The sequence below is a fragment of the Pseudoduganella sp. jia 9 genome (assembly GCF_055502615.1).
The window spans coordinates 98659-115978 of record NZ_JBUPWE010000001.1 but is presented as its reverse complement, the minus strand read 5'-3'; the positions used below and the strand labels follow the sequence as shown (position 1 = coordinate 115978).

Here is a 17320-nt window from a genome sequence, read left to right as displayed (position 1 = left end):
CAGCGGCGGTGGTTGCCGCGCTGTCTCTGCCGTCCGCATGACCGAAAATCCGGCGAGAACCTGTGTCGCCAGCTTGCCGCGGTTACGTTGCGGAGCGACTCCCTGCGGTCATTTCCACAATGCGCACTTGGTCTCGGCCTTCTTCATATATGCCTGTTCGCCTGGAATCGTGGTCACGACCTTGTAGTAATCCCACGGGTATTTCGATTCCGACGGCTTCTTCACTTCCATCAGGTACATGTCATGCACCATGCGGCCGTCGGGGCGAATCACGCCGTTCTTCGTGAACATGTCGTTGATCGGGGTTTTCTTCAGGTGCGCCATGACCTTGTCCGAATCGTCGGTGCCGAGCGCTTTCACGGCTTTCAGGTAGTTGCCCGCGGCAGAATAGTCGGCCGCCTGCAGCATCGACGGTTCCTTTTTCATCTTTGCAAAGTAGCGCTTGGACCAGGCGCGCGTATCGGCGTTCATGTCCCAGTACCAGCCATCCGTCAGATACATGCCCTGCGTGGTGTTCAGGCCCAGCGAATGGATGTCGTTGATAAAGATCAGCAGGCCGGCCAGTTTCATTTTCTTCGAGATGCCGAACTCGTTGGCGGCCTTGATCGAGTTGATCGCATCGCCCCCGGCATTGGCCAGGCCCAGGATCTGCGCCTTCGAGGCCTGCGCCTGTAGCAGGAACGACGAGAAGTCGGAGGCCGACAGCGGATGTTTCACCGCGCCCAGCACACGTCCGCCACCGGTCTTCACGACGGCCGCGGTGTCCGCCTCGAGCGACTGGCCGAACGCATAGTCGGCCGTCATGAAATACCAGTCCTTGCCGCCCTGCTTGACGATCGCGCCGCCGGTACCGCGCGCCAGCGCCACGGTGTCGTACGCATAGTGAATCGTGTAAGGCGTGCATTCCTCGTTGGTCAGGCGCGACGACCCGGCGCCGATCGAGATGAAGATCTTTTTCTTTTCCGCGGCAACCTTGGCCATGGCCAGGTTGGCACCGGAGTTGGTGCCGCCGATCAGCATGTCCACGCCCTGCTGGTCGAACCATTCGCGCGCCTTGGACGCGGCGATGTCCGCCTTGTTCTGGTGGTCGGCGGAAATGAACTCGACTTTCTTGCCCGCGATAACGGCACCGGCGTCGGCAATCGCCATCTTGATCGCCTCCGCGCCGCCGGCGCCGTCGATATCCGTGTACAGCCCGGACATGTCGGTGATGAAACCGATCTTGATCGTATCGCCCGATACCTGGGCGGATGCGGCACCGGACAGACCGATGGCGCAGATGGCGGTGGCTGCCATGGCGATGGCACTACGCTTGATAGTCGATTCCATTGTCGTCTCCTTCACTGGGTTTTATGAGGCCGCCACGGGCGCGGCGGCACACTTGCCTGCCTTGTTCAGCTTGTTGCGCGCTTCTCGCTACACGCTACTCGCTACACGCCCAGCAGCTCGGTCAGCACCGGCATCTTGGCGTTCAATTCGGATGCAGCAAAGGTTTCGACGATCTGTCCATGCTCCATCACATAGAACCGGTCCGCCAGCGGTGCCGCGAAGCGGAAATTCTGTTCCACCATGACGATCGTGTAACCCTTGGCTTTCAGCGTGCGGATCATGCGCGCCAGGCCCTGGACGATGACGGGGGCCAGACCCTCGGAAATTTCATCGAGCAGCAGCAGGCGCGCACCGGTGCGCAGGATGCGGGCGACGGCAAGCATCTGCTGCTCGCCGCCGGACAGGCGGGTGCCCTGGCTGTTGCGGCGTTCCTTCAGGTTCGGGAACATGTCGTAGATCTCGTCGACCGACATGCCTTTCTCGCCGGTCTTCAGGGTTGGCGGCAGCAGCAGGTTTTCTTCCGTCGACAGCGACGAGAAAATACCCCGCTCTTCCGGACAATAGCCAACGCCGAGATGGGCGATCCTGTGCGTCGCCATGCCGATCGCCTCCTTGCCGTTGATGCGGATGGATCCCTTGCGGGTGCCCGTCAGGCCCATGATCGCGCGCAGCGTGGTGGTACGGCCAGCACCGTTGCGGCCCAGCAGTGTCACGACTTCGCCCTGCCGAACGGTGATGTTGACGTTGTGCAGGATGTGCGATTCGCCATACCACGCCTGCAGGTCGGCGATTTCCAGCGCCGCCTGCGCGGGCTGGCTGGCGGGCATGTGAACGTTCGAGGTGGCCGGCGCGTTCATCCGTGCGCTCCCACCAGTTCGCTTGCTTCCGTGCCCATGTACGCCTCCATCACCTGCGGATTCTTCGACACCTCGGCATAACTGCCTTCGGCCAGCATCGCACCGCGCTGCAATACCGAGATCCGGTCGCAGATGCCCGAGACCACGCTCATATTGTGTTCCACCATCAGGATCGTGCGGCCTTGCGACACTTTCTTGATCAGCTCCGTCACGCGGTGCACATCCTCGTGGCCCATGCCCTGCGTGGGCTCGTCCAGCAGCATCAGTTCCGGTTCCATCCCCAGCGTGGTGGCGATCTCCAGTGCGCGCTTGCGGCCATAGGGCATGTCCGCCGTGATCGTGTCCGCGAAGTGCGTGAGATCGACCTCGGCCAGCAGTGCCATGGCACGGTCGTTCAGCTGATCCAGCGTGCGTTCGCTGCGCCAGAAATGAAACGTGGTGCCGAGCTGGCGCTGCAGGCCGATGCGCACGTTCTGCAGCACGGTGAGGTGAGGGAATACAGCCGAGATCTGGAACGAACGGATCACGCCCATGCGGGCGATTCCGGCTGGCTTGGCGGAAGTAATGTCCTTGCCGTTGAAAAAAATCTGGCCGGAGGTTGGCACCAGAAATTTCGTCAGCAGGTTGAAGCAGGTAGTCTTGCCGGCACCGTTCGGGCCGATCAAGGCGTGAATATGGCCACGTTGGACGCGCAGACTCACGTCATTAACAGCAGTGAAACCCTTGAACTCCTTGGTCAAATTCCTTGTTTCCAAGATGAAGTTTGACATCGCGTCTCCCTGAGGATTCTTTACATACTGCTAAAATTTTCGTCGATCATACCCAGAACAAATTTGCCTAACAATACCGTATAACTACCATAAACTTTTGTTGATCTGCTACTGAACCGAAGTAGATTTGTGCTTTGCGCAACAACACTAACATCTTTGAATTGCATTCTGAATGCATCATTTATATATTAAATATTAATATCACCGGGCAACTTGCAAACATGTATCGGCTGAATTATTGCAACGCAACATTACAGTGCAAATGGATTTGAAAATACAAAAAAGGCAATTTTCTACGGTTGCGCCATTTCGGCGACCAGCGCCTCGACCAAGCGTGCCGCACTGATCCGGCGTACCTTGGCCACGCCCGTGCCGCACCATAAAGACATCAATTCCGTATCGCCCCGTTTTCCCGCCTCGAAACGAATCGGGCCAGTCAGCGCGTTTTGTATCGGGTATGGCGGCAGCTGGTCTTCGACCGCTTCCATTTGCTGCATGAAGCGATTGACGAGACCCCGTGCGTAGCGGCCGGAGAATGCCCGCGTCAGGCGCGTCGGCGAAGTGCCGGCAAGGTGCAGCCGCTGCTTGTATGCCGGATGAATACCCGATTCGTCGGTCGCCAGGAACGCCGTTCCCATCTGGACTGCCGCGGCGCCGCGTTCCAGGCGCGCGCGGATATCCGCTCCCGTCATCACGTTGCCGGCCGAAATCACGGGAATCGTTACCTCGGCCACCACTGCCTGCAACAATGCGACCGCATCGAGGGTGGCGTCGCGCTGGTCGCCGATGAACGTGCCGCGGTGGCCCCCCGCCTCCGTTCCCGAAGCAATGACCGCGTCCGCGCCGACACCTTGCCAGGCCAGGGCTTCATCCACGCGGGTGACCGTCCCGATCACGAAGATGCCCGCGTCGTGCAGAGCCTGCACCTGCTCTGCGGAAAGAATACCGAACGTGAAACTGGCGGCGGCGGGCTTCAATTCCAGCAACGCTTCGAACTGGGCCGAGAAGTCCTCGCACCATTTGAACGGCAGCGCCAGCTCGGACCAGCCCAGCGATGACCATACGGGTTTCAGCAATTCCACTGCCCGCGCAACCTCGTCCGCACTGGGCTGCGGCGGGTCCTGGACGAAAAAGTTGAGAAGAAAAGGCTTGTCCGTCAGTTGCCGGATCTCCGCGACCTGGCGGCGGATCGCATCCGGCGCCAGCAGCGAACAGGCCAACGAGCCGAGCGCCCCGGCATTCGATACGGCAGCCACCAGCGCCGCGGTATTGCATCCGCCGGCCATCGGGCCCTGGATGATGGGATAGGTAAACAGGGACTGAAACGCCATGATCTCTCCTCAATCGCTTGTGGATAAGCTTATGGATATCCACAGGCATCGTTTGTGCGTAAACCGCGCGGCTGTGCGACCTCCCATTTTTGTCCAAAAACCGTTCCTCGGCCATACAAGGTTTACGCGTGTGGTTGTGCAGTCGGTAAACCCTTGATTTTGCTGAGCGACCGCTACTTATCCACAGAAACTGCAATCTGTTAACAACTACCACTAGCTTGTATACGTACTTATTCTTTATAAACCCGACGACGCTTCGCGCCTTCGGACCGGCTATGCAACAGGAAAAAATACTCTTCGGCAATGCAGAGCAAAGACAGTGCACTGCCAGGCAAAAACGCGAACGCGGGTTCACCGCGATGCAATGGCCGACCAGGGAAACCGGTTCGCTTCCTGCATGGCAGTTTCGATGGATGACTGGGCGCTGGTTTTTGCTGCTGGACGCCTTGCCGGCAGGTCTTCGAGGTGCGAAAACGAGGGGAAATCAGGGCTTCTGTGGATAAAGTGATGCATATCCACAGGATCGGATGTGCGTAAACTGCCTTGAAAGGTGCAGGCGGCTTTTTTGTTCAGAACTCATCCGGCTCGGATACAATCCTTATCCGAGCGGTTGCGGGACACGTAAACAGCTGATTTTGTGGATGTTAACAGCCTTATCCACAGAAGATTCCCGGTTTACTATCTACTACCAGCTTTTATATTTATTCTTGGTCTTGTAAACCAGTAGCTCAAAAGCAGGGAAAAGCGCTGTCCAGTATCCTGGAATCCATGTCGACAAACAAAACCAACAGTCAAATTCCAGGCAAGCACATTCGCCTGGGCATCATTTCCGCTTTGGCAGAAGAGCAGGAAGGCCTGATCCAGGCCATGGAAAACACTGAGCGGACCGTTCACGGCATGCGCGAATACACGGTGGGCAGCTTGTGGAACGTGGAAACCGTGGCCGTGCTGTCGCGCATCGGCAAGGTGGCCGCGGCCATGACGGCCACAATGCTTGTGGAAAGGTTCGGAGTTACCCACATCCTGTTCACCGGCGTGGCAGGCAGCGCCGATTTCAATGTGCGGGTTGGCGACGTCGTGATCGCGGAATCGCTGGTTCAGCACGACATGGATGCCGCGCCGCTGTTTCCCCGCTTCGAGGTGCCGCTGACAGGTCTTTCGCACTTGCCGAGCGACCTGGCCTTGAGTGGACGGCTCGCCGTCGCCGCGGGCAGCTTCCTGGAAGGCGAGAACGGCGCCACGCTGCACTGCGGCCTCATCGGTAGTGGCGACCAGTTCATCAACGACGGCGTGCGCCTGGCGGCCCTTAAAAACGCCTTGCCGGGGCTGTTGGCGGTGGAGATGGAAGGCGCCGCGGTGGCGCAGGTGTGTTTCGAGCTGGGCATTCCCTTCGCGGTCATCCGCACGATCTCGGACAATGCCAACGAAAATGCCGCGACCGACTTCATGGCCTTCGTGAAAAACGTCGCGTCACGTTATGCATTCGGCATCATTGAAAACTTCTGCCGGAGTCATGCCGGCTAGGCAAGCATCCGGGAACGCTTCAGGCGGCCCTGCAGGCAACGCGAGGCCGGTAACCGTCCAGGGCACGAACTGCGCCTGGCAACGCCGTCACGGGCCTTTAGAATCGTTTCTGGAGGCATTCGGAAGAGCGCTGAACAGGCACGACGAAAAAAATGGCGCCGAAGGCGCCATTCCTGTTTGCAAACCATGCAATGAACGCCGTTATGCGCCCAGGGTCATCAGGCTGGCATTGCCACCTGCCGCCGTCGTATTGACGCACAAGGCCCGTTCGGCAATCAGCCGCCACAGCGGGATCGCATTTTCCGGTGTCGTGTCGATGACGCCGACCACCGCGCCATCGCGCCCGGCCAGCGGCACCCTCACCTGCGCCGTCAGCGACGATTCCACCAGGGCGATCTGGAAGCTGTCCTTCAGCGCCTCCAGGTTGCCGACGACGTGCACCCGGTCCTGCACCGCGGGCGGCAGGTCGGCCGGCACCAGCGACGTCGCATGGGCCACGACCACGGCACGGTTGCCCGTCGCCAGCGTCGCGGCCAGCTGGTTGAGCAAGGCATCCTGGGTATCGGCAAAGCAGGCGATCGTGCCGCGCGCTTCGTAACGCAGCGTATTACGTTCTCCGGTCGGCCCCGGCAGGAGGATTTCCGTGCCCAGCGGCGTCGAGCGCACGTATTGTTCGGCCAGCGTGGCCAGTGCGTCCTTGCCCTTGGCCCGCAGCCACACGAGCAGCGCATCCACGCTCGGCGTCGATTGCCGCGCATGGGTCTGCACCGGCGCCGCGGCCCGCTGCAGCCGCTTCAGGTACAGCGGACCGCCCGCTTTCGGCCCGGTACCCGATTTCCCTTCGCCACCGAACGGCTGCACGCCGACGACGGCACCGACGATGTTGCGATTCACATAAATATTGCCGACATGTGCACGCGACGCGATGTAATCGATCGTCTCGTCGATACGGGAATGCACGCCCAGCGTCAGGCCGAAACCGCTGGCGTTGATCTGGTCGACCACCTTCGGCAAGTCGGCACGGCTGTAGCGGATCACGTGCATCACCGGCCCGAACACTTCTTTCGTCAGTTCGGCCAGCGAACGGATTTCCAGCACCGTCGGCGGCACGAAGGTGCCCTGCTCGCCTTCCGGCAATCCCAGCGAGAAATGCGCGACGCAGGTGCGCTTGGTCTGCTCGATGTGTGCCAGCAGGTTCTGCCGGGCTTCGGCATCGATGACGGGGCCGATATCGGTCACCAGCCGGTCCGGACTGCCGATCCTGAGTTCGCTCATGGCGCCCTTCAGCATGCGGATCGTCTTGTCGGCGATATCGTCCTGCAGGAACAGCACGCGCAGCGCGGAACAGCGCTGGCCGGCGCTGTCGAACGCGGACGAGATGGCATCCTGCACCACCTGCTCCGGCAGCGACGACGAATCGACGATCATCGCATTCTGCCCGCCGGTCTCGGCGATCAGCGGAATGTCGCAGTGTTCCACGACGGCGCGCTGCGCCAGCACGCGGTTGATCAGCTGCGCCACTTCCGTGGACCCGGTGAAGATCACGCCCTTGACACGGGCATCGCTGCACAGCGCGGCACCGACCACGTCGCCGCGGCCCGGCAGGAACTGCAGCGCGGCGCGGGGAATGCCGGCTTCGTGCAGCAGTTCGACGGCGCGGTGCGCGATCAGCGGCGTCTGCTCGGCCGGCTTGGCCAGCACCACGTTGCCGGCAGCCAGCGCGGCCGCCACCTGCCCGGTGAAGATCGCCAGCGGGAAGTTCCAGGGGCTGATGCAGGTGACCGGCCCCAGCGCCAGCGCATTGTGTTCGTGCCGGACCTGCTGCGCGTAGTAGCGCAGGAAATCGACCGCCTCGCGCACCTCGGCAATGGCGTTCGGCAGCGATTTGCCCGCTTCGCGGATCGCCAGCGCCATCAGTTCGAGCTTGTGGGTTTCATACAGGTCCGCCGCGCGCATCAGCGCGTCGGCGCGTGCCGACGGTTCCACCGTCTGCCAGTCCATTGCGGCACTGCTGGCGCTGGCCAGTGCCTGTTGCACGTCGGCCGCGGTCGCTTCGGTCACGTGGCCGACGATATCGCCGTGCTGCGCCGGGTTGCATACCGGCTGGGCCGGCTGATCCGCCTGCGCCGGGCCGGCCAGCAGCGGTGCCGCCATCCACGCACGCGGCTGGGCCAGCGCCTGCGACACGTCGCGCAGCACATCCTCGTTCGACAGGTCGATGCCTTCGGAATTGCTGCGCTCGGTCCCAAACATGTCGCGCGGCAGCGCGATGGCCGGATGCGGCGCACCGCCCTGCCGGCGCGCGCTCTCGAGCGGATCCTGGATCAGCGCATCGACGGGAATGCTCTCGTCGACGATCTGGCTGACGAACGACGAATTGGCGCCGTTTTCCAGCAGCCTGCGCACCAGGTAGGCCAGCAGTGTTTCATGGGTGCCGACCGGCGCATAGATGCGGCAGGCCTTGCCGAGCTTGTCCTTGCCCACGACCTGGTCGTACAGCGTCTCGCCCATGCCGTGCAGGCACTGGAATTCGTAGTCGTCGATGCCGTCGCGCTTTGCCCACGTGTAGATGGTCGACAGCGTCTGCGCATTGTGGGTGGCGAACTGCGGATAGATCACGTCGGTGGCGGCCAGCAGGCGCTGCGCGCAGGCCAGGTACGACACGTCCGTGTACACCTTGCGCGTGTACACCGGGTAGCCCGGCATGCCTTCCACCTGGGCACGCTTGACTTCGGCATCCCAGTACGCTCCCTTCACCAGCCGGACCATGAACTTGCGGCCGCTGCGGCGCGCCAGGTCGGCCAGGAAATCGATGACGAACGGGCAGCGCTTCTGGTACGCCTGGACGACGAAGCCGATGCCTTCGAAGCCGGCCAGGTCCGGGTCGTGCGCCAGCGCTTCCATCAGGTCCAGCGACAGTTCCAGGCGATCGGCCTCTTCCGCATCGATGTTCAGGCCGATGTCGTAGCCTTTGGCAAGCAGTACCAGTGCGCGCAGGCGCGGCAGCAGTTCCGCCATCACGCGCTCGCGCTGTGCCCGGCTGTAGCGCGGATGCAGCGCCGACAGCTTGACCGAGATGCCCGGGCCGTTGCGGATGCCGCGGCCATTCGCGGCACGGCCGATGGCATGGATCGCCTGCTCATAGCTGGCATAGTAATTCGCCGCATCGGCCTCCGTCAGCGCCGCCTCGCCCAGCATGTCGTACGAGTAGCGATAACCGCGCGCTTCGTTGTCGCGGCCATTGCGGATCGCCTCGTCGATCGTCTGCCCGGTCACGAACTGGTTGCCCAGCATGCGCATCGCCAGGTCGACGCCCTTGCGGATCAGCGGTTCGCCGCCCTTGGCGACCAGGCGCGTGATGGCCGAACCGAGCTTTTCCTCGCTCGACGAATTGACCAGCTTGCCCGTGACGAGCAGGCCCCAGGTCGCCGCGTTGACGAACAGCGACGGCGATTCGCCCAGGTGCTTGCGCCAGTCGCCCTTGCTGATCTTGTCCGCGATCAGGCGGTCGGCCGTGGCCCGGTCGGGAATGCGCAGCAGCGCCTCGGCCAGACACATCAGCGCCACTCCTTCGTCGGACGATAGCGAAAACTGGTGCATCAGCGCGTCCACGCCCGAGGCACGGGTACGCTTTTCACGTACCGCCGTCACCAGGCGGCGCGCCAGGGCCTGGGACTCCTGCGTGACATCGGCGCCACGGTCGCGCACCTGTGCCAGCAGCCAATGCACGGCGGTGCGCTCGTCGCGCCGGTAAGCCGCGGTGATCGCGGCGCGCAGCGGAGTCGGGTCGCGCAGGATTTCGGCCTGCAGGGCGCTGAAAGGAACTGGGGCATTCATGGGAAGCATCTTTATCGAAGGTTGAGGGGCCAGCGCCGACCTGTTAGCAAAACACGCCCGGCAAACGAGGTCTGCGGAGCGTGTTCTGGCGGCGCTTTTGGCCGGATCGGGTGGCTGTTGCCAATGATTCGATTGTATGCGGGATTCTTCTGGATTAATTCTGGTAATGCTGGGGGCTAGCCATACAACATTTTTGATGAGAGAATTTAACCAAATAAAATTAAAGGTGGGGATATACGATGCTGGACAAGATCAGTAAAAAAATCCTGATGGAATTGCAAAGTGACGGCCGTATCAGCAACGTGGAGCTGGCGGCACGCGTCAACCTGTCGCCGGCGGCCTGCCTGGAACGGGTGCGCAAGCTGCACGATTCAGGCTACATCCTGGGCTATACCGCCCAGCTGAACCCGCAATTGCTCGACGTCTCGCTGCTGGTGTTCATCGAAGTGGTGCTGGACCGCACGACGCCGGAAGTCTTCGATGCCTTCAAGCATAGCGTACAACTGATTCCCGAGGTGCTCGAATGCCATATGGTGGCCGGTGGTTTTGATTACCTGGTCAAGGCGCGGGTCAAAGACATGGCCGCGTACCGGGAGTTCCTGGGGAAAACATTGTTGCAAAAAGGCGTGCGCGAGACCCATACTTATGCGGTAATGGAAGAAGTCAAGAACACCAGCAAGTTGCCCATCAAATGAGCACGGCCCGTCTCCACGGCGCCGCGCCGGAGGAGACGAAATGCAGCGTGCAGCATTGCAACAAGCGGGATGGACCGTTGGCGCCGTCGCGGCTGGAGTCATACCCGCCTGGCTGATGTTCGGCACGGCGGGGCTGGGGCCGGCATTGATGGCGGCACTGATTGCCGCCATTGCCCTGCGGATTGCCCGCGTTGCCGCGGCCGGCGGCCGGGATGACGGCCCGCGCCGTTTTGCCGCCACCGTCGGCAACGAGATCGATGCCCTGATGATCGGTGCCGCCGAAACCTCCTATTTTGTCGATTCGATCAAGAAAAAGATCGGTGACGACGTCGACACCGCCGGCAGCATCGCTGCCGCCACTCGCCAGAACGCCGCCACGACCGGGCAGATCGCCGCCAATGCCGAGCGCGCCTCAGCGGTGGCGCACCGCGTGCGCGAGGAAACCGTGGCTGGCCGTGCCGAGGCGGACGATGGCCTGGCGCGCATTTCCGGCGCCAGCACGGCCGCGCGGACGGCGGCGGACACGATGGCCGCGCTGCGCGAGAAAGCCGGCCGCATCGCCGGTTTCACGGACGCGATTTCCGAGATATCCGCCCGCACCAACCTGCTGGCGCTGAATGCCGCGATCGAGGCGGCGCGCGCGGGCGAACAGGGGCGCGGCTTTGCCGTCGTGGCCGGCGAAGTGCGCCAGCTGGCCCAGCGCACCAAGGCGGCGACCGACGAGATCAGCCAGATGGTGCGGGCCATCAACGACGAGGCGCAAAGGGCCAGCACCGGCATGACATCGCTGGCCGAGGCCGTCACCGCGGCGGCCGGCAACGTGCGCACCGTGCACGGCCTGCTGGCGACGATCGAGCAATCGTCCGGCAGCGCGGAACAGGAAATCGATGAAATCGCCCGTGCCTCGCGCGAACAGGTGGCGACCGCCCAGGTGGTTGCCGATGCGATCGCGCGCATTCGCGACGGCATGCTGGCTACCGACCATGAACTGCCGCGCGTGGCGGCGTCGGCGATGGCGCTGGCCGACCGCGCGGAAATCATCGCCGGCGCGCTGGCCGAGGCGGACGTGCCTACTTCGCACGACGCGGTGCGCGCCGCGGCGCAGCGTGCCGCGGCCGAAGTGGGACGGATCTTCGAGGAAGCCATCGCCAAGGGCCAGATCACGCGCGAGGCCTTGTTCGACCGCCGCTACCAGCCGATCCCCGGCACCAATCCGGCCAAGTTCACGACGCGCTTCGACGCCTTTACCGACCGCGTGCTGCCGCCGCTGCAGGAAGGCTTGCTGGCCGCGATGCCGCACCTGGCGTACGCCGGCGCCGTCGACGCCGGCGGCTATTTCCCGACACACAACAAGAAATATTCGCAGCCGCTGACCGGCAATTACGACGTGGACATCGTCAACAACCGCACCAAACGCATCTTCACCGACCGCACGGGCCAGCGCTGCGGCAGCAATACGCGGCCGTTCCTGCTGCAGACGTACAAGCGCGATACCGGGGAAGTGATGCACGACCTGTCCGCGCCGATCCAGGTGCACGGCAGGCACTGGGGTGGTTTCCGGATCGGCTACAGGTCGGCGGAAGGGAAATGAAGCGTTTCCTCAAAAACAGGGACGGATCCTGTTTTTGAGGAAATAAATTGAGGGAGGTCGAACGATCAGTGCGTATCGGCCTTCGGCAAGGTGCCCGGCGCAATGCGCTGCGCCACCTGCTGCATGCTTTCCAGCTGCGCGCGCAGCCACTTGTGGGCGGGGCTGCGGGCATCGCGTTCGTGCCACAGCATGTCCAGGTGCACGGCGGGCAGCGTGAACGGCAATTCCTTGTACACCAGCGCGTCGGTCATGCCGGTCGAGGCGATCAGGTGCTTCGGCAGCACGGTGATCAGGTCCGAGTTGGCCACCACGCGGCCGGCCGTGAAGAACTGGTTCACCGTCAGCAGGATGCGGCGTTCGCGCTGCAGCTGCGCCAGCGCCTCGTCCACCAGGCCATGCGCGCGGCCGGAGAAACTCACCAGCAGGTGGTTGGCCTCGCAGTAGTTGTCCAGCGTCAGCTCTTCCTTGGCCAGCGGGTGGTTACGCCGCATCACGCACACGTAGATACCGGAATACAGCCGTTCGTGGCGGATCGGCGATGCCGTTTCATAGGAGAGCTGTGCCGCCACGCCGGGGAAGAAGCCGACGGCCAGGTCGATGTCGCCACGCAGCAGCATCGGGCGCGGTTCGCGGGTGGTCAGCGGGACCATGCGCACATTGATGCCGGGCGCTTCCGCTTCGATCGAGCGCATCAGCGATGGCAGGAAGAAGGCCGCGGTGGCGTCGGCCATGGCCAGGCGGAACGTGGCATGGGCTTTCGACACATCGAACGAGCCCGGCGCCACCGCCGCTTCCAGCGATGCCAGCGCGCTGCGCACCGAAGGCCACAGCGCTTCCGCCCGCGGCGTGGGTTTGACGCCATACGCGGTGCGGATCAGCAATTCGTCTCCCAGGCTTTCGCGCAGGCGCTTGATGGCGTTCGAGACTGCCGGCTGCGTCATCGCCAGGTGGCCGGCGGCCCGGGTCAGGTTTTGCTCCGTCATCACGGCATCGAAAACACGCAGCAGGTTCAAATCGAGTGTCAGGAAGCTCATGATTCAGTCATTCAGAAAAGTGATGATTTATATTGGGAAACGAAATTGGATTGATATGTTGCGCTGCACTATAGTTACGATAGATTCTATACGTAAACCGAGAAAAACATGTTCAATTTCGTTTCCGCAACCCAATTCTTGCCGCTGAGTGTAGGCGATGCGCTGCAGGTACTGCTGGCCTGCGCGCTGGCGGTGGGTTTCCTGGTGCTGTTCAAGCCGCTGCTGCGCGGGCTGGCGCTGGCTGCCGTGCTGGTCGTGAAACCGAAACTGACGAAGGAACAACGCCTGCAACGCCGCCAGATGCGCGATGCCGCCATGCTCAAGCGGATGATGAATTCGCACAAAGCCTCCCCCAGCGAAGCGGCCGAGCTGCAAGCCCTGGCCTCGCGTGCCTGAGGTTTCAAGTTTCAATAATGTTGAATTAAAACCCGGGTCTGTCCCGGGTTTTTGTTTTTAGACCCACCGCGGCATAAACACGCCGTCAACCGCCCAGCAGTTTCGGCTTCAGGTCCGTATCGGCCGGTTCATTGCCGATCCAGATACGCAGGATCGCGTTATAAAACGCCACGTCCGGCACGGTTTCGCCGATTTTCCGGCCGTTCAGCGTGCAGACGGTGCCGGTACCGGGAATCCAGTCCACCAGCAGCACGTCGCCCTTCTTCAGGCCCGGAATGGCGGCGAACATTTCACCGAACGTCTTGGTTTGCGGCAGCAGGCGCGCGCGTTCGGCGGCGTCCGTGTTCGCGTTCAGGCCCTTCATGAACGCATCGCCGAAGTCCTGCGACGTCAGGTCGCGCAGGCTGACGATCTGGATGCGGCGCGGCCCCTGCGCCGCCAGGATATCGGCGACCGATGTCTTCTTTTCCGGCAGGTACAGGCCCAGCGCGTAGACCTTGAAGATGACTTTCGTGCGCAGCCCGGCACCGTTCAGCTTCAATGGCTGGCCGTGGACGGTGGCGGTGTCGTCGAACTTCACGCCAGCCACGTCGGTCGCAGCAGAGGCGGCAAATGCGGCGGGCAGGGAGGGCAAGGCGGCGGCCAGCAGAAGCGCGCAGGCGCCGTGCAGGACCAGTCTGCGGGAAGGGTTCATGGTGTCTCCGGATGGGTGTTGTGGAAGTGCCGTTGCACTATACCACTGCCCTGCCAGGTTCACGCACGATCATGCTTTTTCGTGGCGAGGCTGCTTCAAGCGTCGTTCTAGGCGGCCTTGGCCGCTTCCAGGCGTTCATATTTCGCCCGCAGCTGGTCTTCCGATTCGCGCCATTCCGGGTTGAAGGGAATGCACGCCACCGGGCACACCTGCTGGCACTGCGGTTCCGAAAAGTGGCCGACGCATTCGGTGCACTTGTCCGGGTCGATTTCGTAAATTTCCGGACCCATGTAGATCGCTTCGTTCGGGCACTCGGGCTCGCAAACGTCGCAATTGATGCAGTCGTCGGTGATCATCAAAGCCATGGTAGAACCTCTATGCGGCCTCGTTTGCCGCGATTTTCTTGCGCAGCCAGCGGTCGACGGACGGGAACACGAACTTCGACACGTCGCCGCCCAGCTGGGCGATCTCGCGCACGATCGTGCCCGAGATGAATTGATACTGGTCCGACGGCGTCAGGAACAGCGTCTCGACATCCGGCAGCAGGTAGCGGTTCATGCCCGCCATTTGAAATTCGTACTCGAAGTCGGACACGGCGCGCAGGCCGCGCACGATCACGCGCGCATCGTGCTGGCGCACGAAATCCTTCAGCAGGCCGGAAAAGCTCTCCACTTTCACGTTCGGATAATGGCCAAGCACTTCGTTGGCGATTTCCAGGCGCTCCTCGACCGTGAAGAACGGGTGCTTGTTCTTGCTGTCGGCCACGCCGACCACCAGCGTGTCGAACAGGCCCGATGCGCGGCGCACCAGGTCTTCGTGACCACGGGTCAGCGGATCGAACGTTCCCGGATAAACGGCTACAACCATTGTGGGTCCCTGTTTTTTGCACGAATCAGACGCGCATTATGCCTGAAACAGGGGCCGCCTTCAGCGCCGGGGCCTGTTGCAGGCTTATACCGCCCGGCGTTGCAACAGGTAAAAGTGCACCATGCCGGCCTTATCCTGGCGCACCACTTCCCAGTTGTCCAGCCAGTCCGGCGCGTCGCCGTCGTCGGACACCAGGGGCAGGCCGGATTCGGCATAGACGAGGCCGCCTTCCACGACCAGCTTGTCGCACAGCGGCAACCCGCGCGACAGGAAATCCTGCTGGTAGGGCGGATCGAGGAAGATCACGTCGAATTTCTGGCCGCGCTGCGCCAGCGATTGCGCCAGCGCCAGCGCATCGGCACGCTGCACCACGATATTGGTCGCGTTCAGCTTCTCCTGGATCGCCTGCAGCTGCCGCACGATGGCCGCGTTCGCGTCCACCATCGTCACCTGCTGCGCCCCGCGGCTGGCCGCTTCAAAGCCCAGCGCGCCACTGCCCGCGAACAGGTCCAGCACGCGCAGGTTGCCCCAGTCGCCCTTCAGGTGATTCAACCAGTTGAACACCGTCTCGCGCACCCGGTCCGGCGTCGGCCGCAACCCCAGCGCCTCGAGCACCGGCAACGGCGTGCGCTTCCAGCTCCCGCCAATGATGCGCACCTGTTTCGCATGCTGCGGACCGTGAACGGGAACTTTGGCGGCGGGCTTTTTCTTTTGCATGGCAAACGTGACGCGAAAATGAGGCGGGCACTATATCACGTCAAATAGTTGCCCAAAACCGGGGTCTGACCCCAGTCCCGGGAAATATTTCCAACCTTCGGGGTCAGACCCCGGTTTTGGGCAATGTTTCAGTCGCACAAGGTCGGCAAGTCCGGGTTTTCTGCGAAGGCAAACAGCGTTTCCAGCTGCGACAGCGTGACGCGGTCGACCGAGATGGCCAGCCCAGGCAGCTCGTGTCGCGCTACCCAGCGCACTTCGGTTGTCTCAGGAGTGTCCGCCAGCAGCGCGCCGCCGGTGGGGCGACACAGCACGAACGCCTTGTACACGTACCATGCCTGCGGCGGATGGGGGTGGACGCGCTTGTCCCACAGGGCCAGCAGCCGTACCGCTTCGGTGTCCAGGCCGGTTTCTTCGCGCACTTCCTTGACGGCCACTTCGAATGGCGTGCAGCCGACGTCCGCCCAGCCGCCCGGCAGCGACCAGCGCCCGCCGTCGTGCTTCTCGCGCGCCATCAGCACCTGGTCGGTGCCGTTGAACAGCACGGCGCGGATGTCGACCTTCGGTGTCGGGTAGCCGCGCTCGAGGGCGATGGCATCCCGCAGCTGTGCCACGGGCTGGTCCGTCAGGTGACTCAGCATCTGCTGGCTCAGCGCCAGCACTTCCTGGTAGCGCTCGGCGTCGAACACATGCGGATCGTAGGCCAGCCCCGCCTGCGCTAGGGCCTGCAGGCGCTGCGCGATGCCGAGCCACATGCCGCCTTGCGCCGCACCGGTGGCGGTGGCTGTAGCGGGATCGGAAGGCGTCAGCGACAGGTCGGCATTCATGGTCGGCTCCAGAGAAAGAATAGCGTTAGCCTATCTTTTATTGCAGATTATTGCAATAAGTCGCAAAATACCGCATACCTTCTGATGTCTCAACCATGCTCAAGCACGAACGTTTCCGCCGCATCCTCGATAAGCTGCAACGCCACGGCCAGGTGCAACTGGGCGAACTCAGCGCGGCACTCGATGTTTCCGAAGACACGATCCGCCGCGATATCGACGAGCTGGCCCGCCAGGGCGCCCTGACGCGGATCCGCGGTGGCGCCCTGCTGCCCTCGCCGATCCCGAACGCCTACCAGGCGCGCGAACAGCACGATGCGCCAGCCAAGCAGGAAATCGCGCAGAAAGCGCTGGCGCTGGTGGCCGAGGGCCAGCTGGTCATCCTCGACGGCGGCACCACGGCGGGCTGGCTGGCGCGCCAGTTGCCCGCCATCGGCAAGCTGACGGTGGCCACCCACAGCCTGCCGGCCGCGCTGGCGCTGCTCGAACACCCGGCCATCGACGTGCGCATGGCGGGCGGACGCGTGCACGCGGCGTACCGCGTCAACCTGGGCGTGGAGACGGTGGATTTCTTTCGCCAGCTGCTGGCCGATGTCTGCTTCATCGGCACGTATGGCTTGCACCCGACAGCCGGCCTGACCGTGGCCGATGCGGAGGAAGCAGCTGTCAAGCGCGCGATCGTCAACGCATCGAAGCATGTGGTGGCGCTGGTCACGCCGGAAAAACTGGGCACGGCCGCTTCGTACGTGGTGTGCGAGGCGAGCCGCATCGATACGCTGATCACGGCCGGTGCGGTACCGGAAGCCGAGCTGGCGGCCTACCGCGACCTGGGTATTCGGGTCCTGTAGACGCCTGGC

General features: G+C 62.8%; 16 protein-coding genes. 5 read left to right on the top strand and 11 right to left on the bottom strand.

The window, feature by feature from the left end; genetic code table 11:
* Window positions 1-108: 108 nt before the first annotated feature.
* The 4 genes from ACY34H_RS00500 to ACY34H_RS00485 all read right to left on the bottom strand — a co-directional run bounded on the left by ACY34H_RS00500 (window position 109) and on the right by ACY34H_RS00485 (window position 4287).
* Window positions 109-1317 (bottom strand): ABC transporter substrate-binding protein, encoded by a 1209-nt coding sequence (locus ACY34H_RS00500; RefSeq protein ID WP_464975774.1) that lies wholly within the window; start codon window positions 1315-1317, stop codon window positions 109-111.
* A gap of 113 nt (window positions 1318-1430) precedes the next feature.
* Window positions 1431-2186: an ABC transporter ATP-binding protein gene (locus ACY34H_RS00495; RefSeq protein WP_464975524.1), complete on the bottom strand. Its 756-nt coding sequence runs from the start codon at window positions 2184-2186 to the stop codon at window positions 1431-1433.
* On the bottom strand, window positions 2183-2956 hold the full coding sequence (locus ACY34H_RS00490) for an ABC transporter ATP-binding protein (protein WP_464975523.1): 774 nt from the start codon (window positions 2954-2956) through the stop codon (window positions 2183-2185). The genes ACY34H_RS00495 and ACY34H_RS00490 overlap by 4 nt, the downstream gene beginning before the upstream one ends.
* 293 nt (window positions 2957-3249) lie before the next feature.
* Window positions 3250-4287, bottom strand: a complete 1038-nt coding sequence (locus tag ACY34H_RS00485; RefSeq protein ID WP_464975522.1) for an NAD(P)H-dependent flavin oxidoreductase — start codon at window positions 4285-4287, stop codon at window positions 3250-3252.
* A 768-nt stretch (window positions 4288-5055) separates the two neighbouring features.
* Here ACY34H_RS00485 and ACY34H_RS00480 point away from each other — a divergent pair.
* Window positions 5056-5811, top strand: coding sequence for a 5'-methylthioadenosine/adenosylhomocysteine nucleosidase (locus ACY34H_RS00480; RefSeq protein ID WP_464975521.1), 756 nt, complete (start codon window positions 5056-5058; stop codon window positions 5809-5811).
* 201 nt (window positions 5812-6012) lie between these two features.
* On the opposite strand, the gene putA is transcribed toward ACY34H_RS00480, so the two are convergent.
* Window positions 6013-9648, bottom strand: a complete 3636-nt coding sequence (gene putA / locus ACY34H_RS00475) for a trifunctional transcriptional regulator/proline dehydrogenase/L-glutamate gamma-semialdehyde dehydrogenase (protein ID WP_464975520.1) — start codon at window positions 9646-9648, stop codon at window positions 6013-6015.
* Between the two features lie 239 nt (window positions 9649-9887).
* On the opposite strand from putA, the gene ACY34H_RS00470 reads away from it, so the two are divergent.
* Window positions 9888-10343 carry an Lrp/AsnC ligand binding domain-containing protein gene (locus ACY34H_RS00470; protein ID WP_130186877.1) on the top strand — a complete coding sequence of 152 codons (456 nt, stop codon included), beginning with the start codon at window positions 9888-9890 and terminating at the stop codon, window positions 10341-10343.
* Between the two features lie 40 nt (window positions 10344-10383).
* Complete coding sequence (locus ACY34H_RS00465; RefSeq protein ID WP_464975519.1) at window positions 10384-11934, top strand: methyl-accepting chemotaxis protein; 1551 nt, start codon at window positions 10384-10386, stop codon at window positions 11932-11934.
* Between the two features lie 65 nt (window positions 11935-11999).
* On the opposite strand, the gene ACY34H_RS00460 is transcribed toward ACY34H_RS00465, so the two are convergent.
* Complete coding sequence (locus ACY34H_RS00460; RefSeq protein WP_137315453.1) at window positions 12000-12968, bottom strand: LysR family transcriptional regulator; 969 nt, start codon at window positions 12966-12968, stop codon at window positions 12000-12002.
* Between the two features lie 138 nt (window positions 12969-13106).
* Between ACY34H_RS00460 and ACY34H_RS00455 the strand changes: the two genes are divergently transcribed.
* Entirely contained in the window at window positions 13107-13364 is a 258-nt protein-coding gene (locus ACY34H_RS00455) for a hypothetical protein (protein ID WP_464975518.1), read from the top strand.
* Between the two features lie 85 nt (window positions 13365-13449).
* On the opposite strand, the gene ACY34H_RS00450 is transcribed toward ACY34H_RS00455, so the two are convergent.
* The 5 genes from ACY34H_RS00450 to ACY34H_RS00430 form a co-directional block, all read right to left on the bottom strand.
* On the bottom strand, window positions 13450-14058 hold the full coding sequence (locus tag ACY34H_RS00450) for a chalcone isomerase family protein (protein WP_464975517.1): 609 nt from the start codon (window positions 14056-14058) through the stop codon (window positions 13450-13452).
* A 107-nt stretch (window positions 14059-14165) separates the two neighbouring features.
* Entirely contained in the window at window positions 14166-14423 is a 258-nt protein-coding gene (locus ACY34H_RS00445) for a YfhL family 4Fe-4S dicluster ferredoxin (RefSeq protein ID WP_130186882.1), read from the bottom strand.
* Between the two features lie 10 nt (window positions 14424-14433).
* Complete coding sequence (gene coaD, locus ACY34H_RS00440) at window positions 14434-14925, bottom strand: pantetheine-phosphate adenylyltransferase (RefSeq protein ID WP_130186883.1); 492 nt, start codon at window positions 14923-14925, stop codon at window positions 14434-14436.
* An 84-nt stretch (window positions 14926-15009) separates the two neighbouring features.
* The gene (gene rsmD, locus ACY34H_RS00435) at window positions 15010-15642 is read right to left on the bottom strand and encodes a 16S rRNA (guanine(966)-N(2))-methyltransferase RsmD (protein ID WP_464975516.1); all 633 of its coding nucleotides are present in this window, start codon (window positions 15640-15642) and stop codon (window positions 15010-15012) included.
* Between the two features lie 128 nt (window positions 15643-15770).
* A complete protein-coding gene (locus ACY34H_RS00430) occupies window positions 15771-16466 on the bottom strand; it encodes an NUDIX hydrolase (RefSeq protein ID WP_464975515.1) in 696 nt (231 codons plus the stop codon).
* A 95-nt stretch (window positions 16467-16561) separates the two neighbouring features.
* Between ACY34H_RS00430 and ACY34H_RS00425 the strand changes: the two genes are divergently transcribed.
* On the top strand, window positions 16562-17311 hold the full coding sequence (locus tag ACY34H_RS00425; protein WP_464975514.1) for a DeoR/GlpR family DNA-binding transcription regulator: 750 nt from the start codon (window positions 16562-16564) through the stop codon (window positions 17309-17311).
* The last annotated feature ends 9 nt before the right edge of the window (window positions 17312-17320 follow it).

What these genes read in the sequence shown, in the direction of transcription:
- ACY34H_RS00495 (WP_464975524.1), bottom strand. Translation starts at nt 2,186, where the DNA reads ATGAACGCGCCGGCCACCTCGAACGTTCACATGCCCGCCAGCCAGCCC.
- ACY34H_RS00490 (WP_464975523.1), bottom strand. Translation starts at nt 2,956, where the DNA reads ATGTCAAACTTCATCTTGGAAACAAGGAATTTGACCAAGGAGTTCAAG.
- ACY34H_RS00485 (WP_464975522.1), bottom strand. Translation starts at nt 4,287, where the DNA reads ATGGCGTTTCAGTCCCTGTTTACCTATCCCATCATCCAGGGCCCGATG.
- ACY34H_RS00480 (WP_464975521.1), top strand. Translation starts at nt 5,056, where the DNA reads ATGTCGACAAACAAAACCAACAGTCAAATTCCAGGCAAGCACATTCGC.
- putA (WP_464975520.1), bottom strand. Translation starts at nt 9,648, where the DNA reads ATGAATGCCCCAGTTCCTTTCAGCGCCCTGCAGGCCGAAATCCTGCGC.
- ACY34H_RS00470 (WP_130186877.1), top strand. Translation starts at nt 9,888, where the DNA reads ATGCTGGACAAGATCAGTAAAAAAATCCTGATGGAATTGCAAAGTGAC.
- ACY34H_RS00465 (WP_464975519.1), top strand. Translation starts at nt 10,384, where the DNA reads ATGCAGCGTGCAGCATTGCAACAAGCGGGATGGACCGTTGGCGCCGTC.
- ACY34H_RS00460 (WP_137315453.1), bottom strand. Translation starts at nt 12,968, where the DNA reads ATGAGCTTCCTGACACTCGATTTGAACCTGCTGCGTGTTTTCGATGCC.
- ACY34H_RS00450 (WP_464975517.1), bottom strand. Translation starts at nt 14,058, where the DNA reads ATGAACCCTTCCCGCAGACTGGTCCTGCACGGCGCCTGCGCGCTTCTG.
- ACY34H_RS00445 (WP_130186882.1), bottom strand. Translation starts at nt 14,423, where the DNA reads ATGGCTTTGATGATCACCGACGACTGCATCAATTGCGACGTTTGCGAG.
- coaD (WP_130186883.1), bottom strand. Translation starts at nt 14,925, where the DNA reads ATGGTTGTAGCCGTTTATCCGGGAACGTTCGATCCGCTGACCCGTGGT.
- rsmD (WP_464975516.1), bottom strand. Translation starts at nt 15,642, where the DNA reads ATGCAAAAGAAAAAGCCCGCCGCCAAAGTTCCCGTTCACGGTCCGCAG.
- ACY34H_RS00430 (WP_464975515.1), bottom strand. Translation starts at nt 16,466, where the DNA reads ATGAATGCCGACCTGTCGCTGACGCCTTCCGATCCCGCTACAGCCACC.
- ACY34H_RS00425 (WP_464975514.1), top strand. Translation starts at nt 16,562, where the DNA reads ATGCTCAAGCACGAACGTTTCCGCCGCATCCTCGATAAGCTGCAACGC.